Raw genomic sequence first — 9,237 nt, forward strand, 5'->3', positions numbered from 1 at the left:
ATGAATGCCATCGAGGCGCTCAACGCCAAGCTGCGCCGCGCCGTGCGCGCCAGGGGGCACTTCCCCACCGACGAGGCCGCCCTGAAGCTCCTCTTCCTGGTCTTGAACCGGGCCGAAAAGGAGTGGAAGATGGCACCTCGTGAATGGGCGATGGCAAAGGCGCAGTTCGCCGTCATCTTCGGGGAGCGCTTCACAAAGGCCATGGCGGCCTGATCTTCAACCCGCCGCCCCCACACGAAATTCCTGACACTCCCGCCCATGGCCGAGCGCCTTGATCCGGCGCGGTACGACCGCTTCCACCATTTCATCTGCGACGGCCTGTGGGACGAGGGACCACTCGAAGCGGAACTCGCCCGCACCGCCGACCGCCTCGTGGGCGGCTCCGATGCCGTCCTCGTCATCGACGATACCGGCATCCCGAAGAAGGGCAGCCATTCGGTGGGCGTGGCGCCGCAATACGCTTCCATGCTCGGCAAGCGCGCCAACTGCCAGACTTTGGTCTCCGTGACCCTGGCGAGGGACGAGGTGCCCGTCGCCCTGGGATTGCGCTTGTTCCTGCCCGAGAGCTGGACCAGCGATGTCGAACGCATGGTCACTGCCGGCGTGCCTGAGCCGTTCCAGGCGCCGCGCTCCAAGCCGGAGATCGCCCTTCAGGAGATCGATCGCGTCACGGCGCAGGGCGTGCGCTTCGGCCTGGTGCTGGCCGACGCCGGCTATGGCCTGTCCGCGTCCTTCCGCCAAGGCCTGAGCGGGCGCGGTCTCACCTGGGCCGTGGGCATCCCGAAGCATCAGAAGGTCTATCCGGCCGATGTTGCGCTTATCTTCCCCGTTGCTGGGCGTGGCCGGCCTCGGAAGAACCAGATCCCGGACCAGTTGTCCGTGTCCGCCGAGACGGTGCTGGCTACAGCCCGATGGCGCAAGGTCTCCTGGCGGCGCGGCACCAAGGGACCCTTAAGCGCCCGCTTTGCCGCCTGTCGCATCCGCATCGCCGACGGGCCGCCCCAGCGCATCCATGACAAAGGCCAGCAGCATATGCCAGGGGAAGAGGCTTGGCTGGTGGGCGAGTGGCGGTCTTCGGGCGAGCGCAAATACTATCTCTCCAACCTGCCCGCCGGAGCCGCCCTCAAGAAGCTCGCCGCCGCCATCAAGGCGCGCTGGGTGTGCGAGCAGGCGTGTCCTCGCCCATGAAGGTGGCGAGCGGCGGTGTCTCGCCCGCCACGGGCGCGAGCGCGTTCACGCGGATGCGGTCGGGCGCGAGCTCCACCGCCGTGGATTTGGAGATCACCTCTGCCGCGCCCTTGGAGCCGATGTACCAGGTGAGCCCCGGCCGCAGCCGCACGGCGGCCGTCGAGGTGATGTTGAGGAAGACGCCCCCGCCATGGGCCCGGAAGTGGGGCACGACCGCCTTCGCCATCTGGAAGATCGGCTTCACGTTGACCGCGAACACGCGGTCGAACTCTTCTTCCTATACATCCAGCAGGGGTTGGTTGCGGTGGGTGACACCGGCATTGTTGACGACGATATGAAGCTGCCCTGCGCGCTCGAGGACCTCCTTGACCGCCTTGTCCACGCTCTCGGCCTTCCCGATCTCGGCGCTGCCGCCGCGGGCAATCTCCCCGATCACGCGCCCGCCGGAAGGGTTGATCACCGGAAGCGTCGCCGGCGCGCCTATCCGGGCGCCGCCGATAAAAGTGTTGGGGCGATACCTCAATCCTCGCCTCTCTCATGCGGCGGGGCTGATCCCCGCCTGTGTCGTGGATGGGCCCCGCGGCGGGATGGCTGAGGCCAGCCATCTTTCCGCTCTCCCGCTCGTCCACCTGTCATCTGGCCGGGCTGGCCTTTGCCTCCGTGACGAGCGGGCAGCCGCCTTCGGACAGGGGACGGGTGACCTCCTCCGGCGGTATCCTTACGATGAGCTTATAATAGTCCCATGGGTACTTTGATTCTTCCGGCGCCTTGATCTGGAACAGGTAATAGTCCCGCATCACCCGTCCATCCGCCCGGATGTAGCCGTCCTTGATGAGGGCGTCGCTGATCCGCATCTCCTTCATGGCCGCGGAGACCTTCCTTGCGTCGGTGGATCCGACCTTCTCCACGGCCTTGAGATAATGCAGGACGGAGCTGTACACCGAGGCCTGGAGCGTTCCGGGCGCCTTGCCTCCGATCCTCGCCATGAAGCGCTTGGACCAAGCGCGGCTGCTGTCGTCGAGATCCCAGTAGAACGGCTCGGTCAGAACCGTGCCTTGCGCGATCTTCAGCCCCATGGCATGGACGTCGGTGATGAAGAGGAGGGTGGCCGCGAGCCGGGTACCGCCGGCGCTCAGGCCGAACTCGCTCGCCTGCTTGATCGCCTGGGTGGTGTCCCCGGCCGCATTGGCGAGCCCGATGACATCGGCCTTGGATGACTGGGCCTGCAGCAGGAACGATGAGAAGTCCTGCGTGTTGAGGGGATGGCGGGCGGAGCCGAGCACGGTTCCGCCCGCCTTCAGCACGGCCGCCATGGTGTCGCGCTCCAAATTGTGGCCGAACACGTAGTCCGCTGTCAGGAAGAACCATCTCTTGCCGCCCGACTGGACCACGGCGCGGCCGATGCTCGTCCCCATGATATAGGTGTCGTGCGGCCATTGGGACGCCACCGGCGAGCACGCCTTGCCGGTGAAGTCGGAGGCGGCGCCGGAGGAGTTCAGGAATATCCTGTCCTTCTCCAGCGTGAGCGCCTGGATGGCCAGGCCGATGGAAGAGACCGGGACATCGACGATGGCGTCCACGCCCTCGCTGTCGATCCACCGGCGCGCGATGGCGAGGCCCACGTCGGGCTTGGTCTGGTGATCGGCGGAGATGAGCTCGATGGGCTTGCCGAGCGCCTTGCCGCCGAAATCCTCCACCGCGAGCTGGGCGGCGATGAGTGCGCCCGCGCCGGATATGTCGGAGTAGATCCCGGCCATATCGGACAGGACCCCGATCTTGACCGCCCCATTTCCGGCCGCAGCCGGACCAATTCCCGCGCTCGTGAGCAGAGCGAGTGCCATGATCATTCGCTTCATCTTCATAATTCCTCCCCCTATTAGAGGACGTCTTATTGACCTGCGGTGCCGCTCGGCAGCGGTCTGATTGCGCGCCTGTTTTCCGGCGTTTGGCGTGATGGTTCGGCTTCAGCCGGCCTCTCCTTCGGCGAGGCCGGAAAGGACCGTGGCGTAAAGGTCGGGAAGCGGCTGCTCGAACGCCTCCTGCGGCAGGTCCGCGAGGATCCGCGTGAGCTGGCGCCAGACGAGGCCCTTGATCCTCTGGCGGGCCCGTCGGCGCCGCGCGCCGTCACCGTCCGCAGCCTGACGTGCCGCGGCGGCCTCGATGGCGTCGTCGAGGGCGGCGATATTCTCGCCCGCATCGGCACGCACCCGCAGCACCGGCGGCGGATCGCCAGGGGAGGTCAGGGCGAGCGTCGCCTTCAGCTCCGCCTCCACCTTGGCGGCGTCGGGCTGGTCGGCCTTGTTGATGACATAGATGTCGGCGGTCTCCAGGATGCCGGCCTTCATGGCCTGGATCTGGTCACCGGCGCCGGGGGAGAGCACGAGAAGCTCCACGTCCACCAGCTCGCGCACCGCGAACTCCGACTGGCCGACGCCCACGGTCTCCAGGATGATCTCGTCGAAGCCGAAATCGTCGAACACGCCGAGGATCTCGGGCAGGTTGTCGGCAAGGCCGTCCGTGGCGCCGCGGCTGGCAATGGAGCGGATGAAGACGCGCGGATCGTCCACCAGGGCATCCATGCGGATGCGGTCGCCTAGAATGGACCCACCAGTCTTGGGGCTGGTGGGATCGATGGCGACGATGGCCACCCGGCCGGCGCGCGCGAGGCGATGGCGGGCCAGAGCGGCGATGAGCGTGCTCTTGCCGGCGCCCGGCGGCCCGGTCACGCCGATGCGGCGGGCCAGGTGCCCGCCTTCACCGTGGGGCGCTTTGAGGATGTCCGCCACCGCGGCATCGGCGGCGCACGACAGCGCCCGGCCCAGCGCGCGCCGATCCAGCATCGGGGTGCGCGGGGCCACGTTCATGCCGCGTGCCCTCCATCGGCGAGGTCGTCATGCTCGCCGAGCAGGGGCGGCGGCGCGAAATGCTCTTTGGCCCCCATCACCTTGATGGGATTGCCCACCACGCGAATGGTGGCGCCGCCGCAGTCCACCTGGGCCACCATGTCCCGTGCCGCGGTGTGCTCGCTGGCGAGCGCCTGCTCCAGCGTCTCGACGCCGGCCGCCACCACGCCCAGCGCCGACAGGCGTCGCACCAGGTCATCCGCCCCCTCGCCCTTCAGCACCGCCTCGATCTCGCCCAGCACCAGGTCGCGGTTGGCCCGGCGCGCATCCATGGTGGAAAAGCGCGGGTCGGTCAGCCAGTGCCCCTGCCCCAGCTCCTGGGCGAACCGACGCCAGAAATCGTCATGGGTGATGAAGAGCGCGATCCAGCCGTCCCGGGTGGGGAAGATCTGCGCGGGGACGATGTAGGGATGGGCGGAGCGGTCCATGCGCCGCGCCGGTTCGCGGGCATTGAGCCAGGCACCGGCAATGTAGTTGAGCTGGGAGAGCATGACATCGTACATGGCGATGTCCACCTGCCCGCCCTTGCCTTCGAGCAGCTTCGCCACGAGCCCCAGCGCACCCATGATGCCGGCGGAATTGTCCACGGCCGAATAGCCGGTCTTCACCGGCGGCCCGTCCGGCTCGCCGGTGAGCGCCATGATGCCGGTGAGCGCCTGGATCACGTAGTCATAGGCCGGGCGCTCCGCATAGGGGCTGTCGAGGCCGTAGCCGGTGAGCGCCACGCAGACGATCTGCGGGTTCCAGCGCTTCAGGTGCGTGTAGGTGAGCCCCAGCTTGCGGATGGCGGAGGGTCGCAGGTTGGTGAGCAGCGCATGGGAGCCGATCACCAGGTCACCCAGCTTGCGCTGCCCCTCGCCGCTGGCGAGGTCGAGCACGATGCTCTTCTTGTTGCGGTTGAGGCTGGCGAAATAGGCGTTGTGGCCGCCGATGGTGTGCGGGCTGATGCGCCGGCCGATATCGCCCTCCGGCGGCTCCACCTTGATGACGTCCGCGCCCAGATCCGCCAGCAGCATGGTGCTGTACGGGCCCATGAGCATGTGCCCGATCTCGATGATGCGGATTCCGGAAAGCGGCCCGCTCATGCCGGGTCCCTCTGAAGGCCTGCGGCCACCTCGGCCACCACGTCCTCAAGCTTCATGTCGGCCGTGAAGACCGCCTTGACGCCGAGCTCGAGCAGGGCCGGCACGTCCTCCGCGGGAATGGTGCCCCCCACGAAGACGGGAATGGCCGAGGCCCCCTCCTGCGCCAGCGCGGCGATGGAATCGGCCACCAATTCCTTGTGGCTGCCGGAGAGGATGGACAGGCCCACCGCGTCCACGTCCTCGTCCACCGCCACGCGGGCGATAAAGCCGGGGCTCTTGCGCAGGCCCGTATAGATCACCTCGGCGCCCGCATCGCGGAGCGCCAAGGCGATCACCTTGGCGCCCACGTCGTGGCCGTCGAGGCCGGGCTTGGCCACCAGGATGCGCTTGCCCTTGAGCAGAGCGGCGGAAGCAGCGGGGGTTTCGAGGATGTCGCTCATAGCCGGATGGGCTCCTGGAACTCGCCCCAGCAGGCCTTGAGCCGCGCCACCATCTCACCGACGGTGGCGTAAGCGTGGCAGCATTCGACGAGGTACGGCATGATGTTCTCACCGTCGTCGGCGGCCGCGGCGCCGAGCCGGTCGAGGGCGCGGGAGACGGCGACATTGTCGCGCCGGTCCATCACCGCCTCGTACTTCTCCATCACGCGGCGGCTCGCCTTGGGGTCGATGCGGAAGACCTCCACGGCGCCGCGGTCCTCGTCCTCCTTGCGGAAGACGTTGAGCCCCACCACCGGGAAGGCGCCGGAATCGATCTGCCGCTTGCGCTCGTGGGCGCGCTGGGCGACGCGCATCTGCAGCCATCCGTCCTCGATGGCCTTGACCGCTCCGCCATAGGCTTCCACCTCGTCCATGCGCTCGCGGATGCGTTTTTCCATCTCGTCGGTGAGCCACTCCACATAATGGGAGCCGCCCAGGGCATCGACGCTCCGCGCCACGCCGCTTTCCAGCGCCACAATCTGCTGGGTGCGCAACGCGATCTCGGCGGAGGTCTCGGTGGGGATCTGGAACGCCTCGTCATAGGCGCAGGTGAAGATGGACTGGGCGCCCGAGAGCACCGCCGCCACCGTCTCGATGGCGACGCGTACGATGTTGTTCTGAGGCTGCGGCGCCACGAGGGATGAGCCGCCGCATACCACGCCGAAGCGGAACATCTGCGCCTTGGGATCGGTGACGCCGTAGCGCGTCTTCATGATCTGTGCCCAGATGCGCCGTCCGGCGCGGAATTTCGCCACTTCCTCGAACAGGTCCATGTGCACGTAGAAGAAGAAGGAGAGGCGCTTGGCGAACTTCTCCACATTGCCGCCGCGCCGCAGCAGCTCGTCCACATAGGCAAGGCCGTTGGCCAGCGTGTAGGCCATCTCCTCCACGGCGTTGCAGCCGGCATCGCGCATATGGGCGCCGGCGATGGAGATGGGGTTGAAGCGCGGCGTCGTCCTGTTGGCGTAGAGGATGGAATCCGCCGTCAGGCGCATGGAGGGGCGCACCGGGAAGATCCAGGTTCCGCGCGCCACATACTCCTTCAGGATGTCGTTCTGGATGGTGCCCGTGAGCAGCGCCGGATCGATGCCGCGCCGCTCGGCGCAGGCCACGTACATGGCGTAGATGAGCGCCGCGGTCCCATTGATGGTGAAGGAGGTGGAGATCTTGGTGAGGTCGATGCCGTCGAACAGGATCTCCATCTCGGAGAGGTTCGACAGTGAGACGCCCACCTTGCCGATCTCCGAGCGGGCCATGGGATCGGTGGGGTCGTAGCCGCACTGGGTGGGCAGGTCGAGGGCGACCGAGAGGCCCGTCTGCCCCTCGCGCAGCAGGAACTGGTAGCGCGCGTTGGATTCCTCGGCGGTGCCGAAGCCGGAATATTGCCGCATGGTCCAGGCCCGGCCGCGGAAGCCGTCCGGGAAGATGCCGCGGGTGAACGGATAGTCTCCCGGAAGCTCCGGCGCGCCGTGGGGCACCATGTCCGCGGTGACGACGCGGGGCGCGTCCACGCCCGACGGAGTCACCGGCGAGATGCCGCGGGGAGCTTCCGCATCGAGGTCCGGCTTCTGCTTCAGGGCGGTCATGGGTCTCAGCTCCTGCGGGCCAGCAAGCGCTCGGCGGCGGCCCAGTGTTCCTCACTCATCCAGGCGCGGATGAAGCGCGCCCGCTCCTCCTCGGCGATGGCGGCGCGCCGCTGCGGGTCCCTGCCGGCGCGCGCCACGGCCTTGATGTCGCGCACCAGCGCCGGCGGGCGCTCCAGGATCGGCGCGAGGAAGCGGGAGACGAGGGCCTCCAGGGGCTCGCTCTCCCCCGCCACGGCATCGAACAGGCCCTGCGCCTCGGCCTCAGGCGCCTTGAAGACGCGGGCGGAGAGCATCATGCCCATGGCCTTGCGCGGCCCCACGGCCGCCTGGAGGTCGGCGATTCCGGCGAAGCCCGTGGTGATGGCCAGCTGCGCCTGCACGAAGCCGATGGCCGCATGGACGGCGGCCAGGCGGAAGTCGCACGCCATGGCCAGCTCCGCGCCGCCACCCAAAGCGACGCCGTTCAGCGCCGCCACCACCGGCAGCGGGAACCGGCGCACCGCATCGAGCGCCGCGCATCCGGCATCGAACAGGGCGCCGGCCTGGGCTTCCGAGCGATGGTGGTTCAGCTCCTTCAGGTCGCCACCGGCAGCGAAGGCCCGATCCCCGGCGCCCGTGAGGACGGCCACATTAAGATCCGGCACGTCGGCAAAGCGGGTGAAGACCATCTCCAGCTCGTGCAGGGTCTCCAGGCTCAGGGCGTTTCGCGCTTGGGGACGGTCGATGACCACGTCGAGGCGGGCGCCGGTTACAGTCACCCGCAGCTGTCGTGTCTGCACTGTCATGACGCGGCCGCCTTGATGGTGCCGACCGAATCGAGCAGGCGGTCGGCCAAGGTCTCCATGGATTGTTCCATCCGGTAGCTGGGACCGGCGATGGCAATGCCAACAGTCATCCCGTCCAGTTCCATGGGCGCGGCGAGCGCGGTCACATCCACCACGTTCTCCCCGCGGGTCATGAAGTAGCCCCGCGCCCGGCCTGCCTTGAGATCCGCCTTCAGCCGGTCCCGGTCCGTGATGGTGTTCGGCGTGATCGCCGGGAGGGGTGCCTTGGCCGCGAGGGTGTCCACGCCGTCATCCGGAGCGAGGGACAACAAGGCCTTGCCGATGGAACTCGAATGCAGCGGCTTGAAGTCGCCGGCGCGCGCCGAATAGCGGATGGTCTGCGGACCTTCGAGCACTTCCAGATAGAGCACCTGGTCGTTCTGGCGCGTGCCCACGATCACCGTCTCGCTCACCGCTTCGCGCAGCCGCTCGAGATGGGGCAGAAGGCGCTGGAGATAGGCGTCCTTCGCCATGATGGCGGTGGAGAGCGTATGGAGCTTGCGGGTGGGATAAAAGCCGCGCCGCCGGCTCACCGCATAAAGATAGCCCCGCTCCAGCAGGGTCTGGACTAACCCGTAGCAGCTCGACAGCGGAACATCGATGGACGGAGCGATCTCCGTCAGCAGGAGCGGGCGCCCCTCGGCGCCAAACACCTCGAAAATCTGAAGGGCCCGGGAGGCGGATCGGACAGCGCTCATTTATTTCATATATCCGAAATTTAATTTATAATATGAAAATATAGTTGGACGATATTGTCAACTGGCCGGCGGCGGTGTGCCAGGGCAATCGGGTGAATCTCCGCGTGACAATTCCCGCGAAGGCTGAATCTGTCGGTGTCCTCTTGACTCGCGGAGGACAAGGACGATGGGGCAGGCCGAGACGCAAGCCGAGCGCGCATTTGACCAAGTGCGTGGGTGGCTGGAGCATTTCGAGCCCCTGGAAGATCCGCGCCAGGTCGGCAAGGTGTGGTATCGGCTCGACGAGGTGCTGCTCCTGTGCTTGGTCGCCGTCCTCGCCGCCGCCGAGAGCTGGGTGGAGATCGCCGAGTTCGGCAAGAAGAAGCTGGAGCCTCTGCGCCGCTTCCGGCCGATCGCGAACGGCACGCCGTTGCACGACCAGCTGGGCGACCTGTTCGCGGCGCTCGATGCCGAGCAGTTCCAGAGCTGCTTCAT

At 67.4% G+C, this 9,237-nt stretch carries 10 protein-coding genes and 2 pseudogenes; 3 read left to right on the plus strand and 9 right to left on the minus strand.

The genetic code is table 11. The annotated features are described in order from the left end of the window. Both V5F48_RS24525 and V5F48_RS24530 read left to right on the plus strand, forming a co-directional pair. The coding region (locus V5F48_RS24525) for a transposase (RefSeq protein ID WP_394260581.1) at window positions 1-213 on the plus strand (213 nt) is incomplete at its 5' end. 33 nt (window positions 214-246) lie between these two features. Then, window positions 247-1,173, plus strand: a pseudogene (locus V5F48_RS24530) (IS701 family transposase); the annotation flags it as partial. On the opposite strand, the pseudogene V5F48_RS24535 reads toward V5F48_RS24530, so the two are convergent. From V5F48_RS24535 to V5F48_RS24575, 9 genes and pseudogenes are all read right to left on the minus strand, one after another. Next, window positions 1,145-1,453, minus strand: a pseudogene (locus V5F48_RS24535) (SDR family NAD(P)-dependent oxidoreductase); the annotation flags it as partial. The pseudogenes V5F48_RS24530 and V5F48_RS24535 overlap by 29 nt on opposite strands. A 12-nt stretch (window positions 1,454-1,465) precedes the next feature. Continuing rightward, window positions 1,466-1,711 carry a Rossmann-fold NAD(P)-binding domain-containing protein gene (locus V5F48_RS24540; protein ID WP_394260582.1) on the minus strand — a complete coding sequence of 82 codons (246 nt, stop codon included), beginning with the start codon at window positions 1,709-1,711 and terminating at the stop codon, window positions 1,466-1,468. A gap of 109 nt (window positions 1,712-1,820) precedes the next feature. Further along, window positions 1,821-3,029, minus strand: a complete 1,209-nt coding sequence (locus V5F48_RS24545) for an ABC transporter substrate-binding protein (protein WP_394260583.1) — start codon at window positions 3,027-3,029, stop codon at window positions 1,821-1,823. 123 nt (window positions 3,030-3,152) lie between these two features. After that, window positions 3,153-4,052 carry a methylmalonyl Co-A mutase-associated GTPase MeaB gene (gene meaB / locus V5F48_RS24550; RefSeq protein WP_394260584.1) on the minus strand — a complete coding sequence of 300 codons (900 nt, stop codon included), beginning with the start codon at window positions 4,050-4,052 and terminating at the stop codon, window positions 3,153-3,155. Continuing rightward, window positions 4,049-5,176: a CaiB/BaiF CoA transferase family protein gene (locus V5F48_RS24555; RefSeq protein ID WP_394260585.1), complete on the minus strand. Its 1,128-nt coding sequence runs from the start codon at window positions 5,174-5,176 to the stop codon at window positions 4,049-4,051. Before V5F48_RS24555 ends, meaB begins: the two co-directional genes overlap by 4 nt. Then, window positions 5,173-5,616, minus strand: coding sequence for a cobalamin B12-binding domain-containing protein (locus V5F48_RS24560; RefSeq protein WP_394260586.1), 444 nt, complete (start codon window positions 5,614-5,616; stop codon window positions 5,173-5,175). The genes V5F48_RS24555 and V5F48_RS24560 overlap by 4 nt, the downstream gene beginning before the upstream one ends. Then, window positions 5,613-7,241 carry an acyl-CoA mutase large subunit family protein gene (locus V5F48_RS24565; protein ID WP_394260587.1) on the minus strand — a complete coding sequence of 543 codons (1,629 nt, stop codon included), beginning with the start codon at window positions 7,239-7,241 and terminating at the stop codon, window positions 5,613-5,615. The genes V5F48_RS24560 and V5F48_RS24565 overlap by 4 nt, the downstream gene beginning before the upstream one ends. A 5-nt stretch (window positions 7,242-7,246) precedes the next feature. Then, window positions 7,247-8,026: an enoyl-CoA hydratase/isomerase family protein gene (locus V5F48_RS24570; RefSeq protein WP_394260588.1), complete on the minus strand. Its 780-nt coding sequence runs from the start codon at window positions 8,024-8,026 to the stop codon at window positions 7,247-7,249. After that, complete coding sequence (locus tag V5F48_RS24575; RefSeq protein ID WP_394260589.1) at window positions 8,023-8,763, minus strand: IclR family transcriptional regulator; 741 nt, start codon at window positions 8,761-8,763, stop codon at window positions 8,023-8,025. The genes V5F48_RS24570 and V5F48_RS24575 overlap by 4 nt, the downstream gene beginning before the upstream one ends. A 166-nt stretch (window positions 8,764-8,929) precedes the next feature. On the opposite strand from V5F48_RS24575, the gene V5F48_RS24580 reads away from it, so the two are divergent. Continuing rightward, window positions 8,930-9,237 (plus strand): transposase family protein (locus V5F48_RS24580; RefSeq protein WP_394260590.1); only part of this gene is annotated, 308 nt, incomplete at its 3' end.

Origin of the sequence: Xanthobacter autotrophicus ATCC 700552 (assembly GCF_043194565.1) — a bacterium.
GTDB classification, from domain to species: Bacteria; Pseudomonadota; Alphaproteobacteria; order Rhizobiales; family Xanthobacteraceae; genus Xanthobacter; species Xanthobacter autotrophicus_F.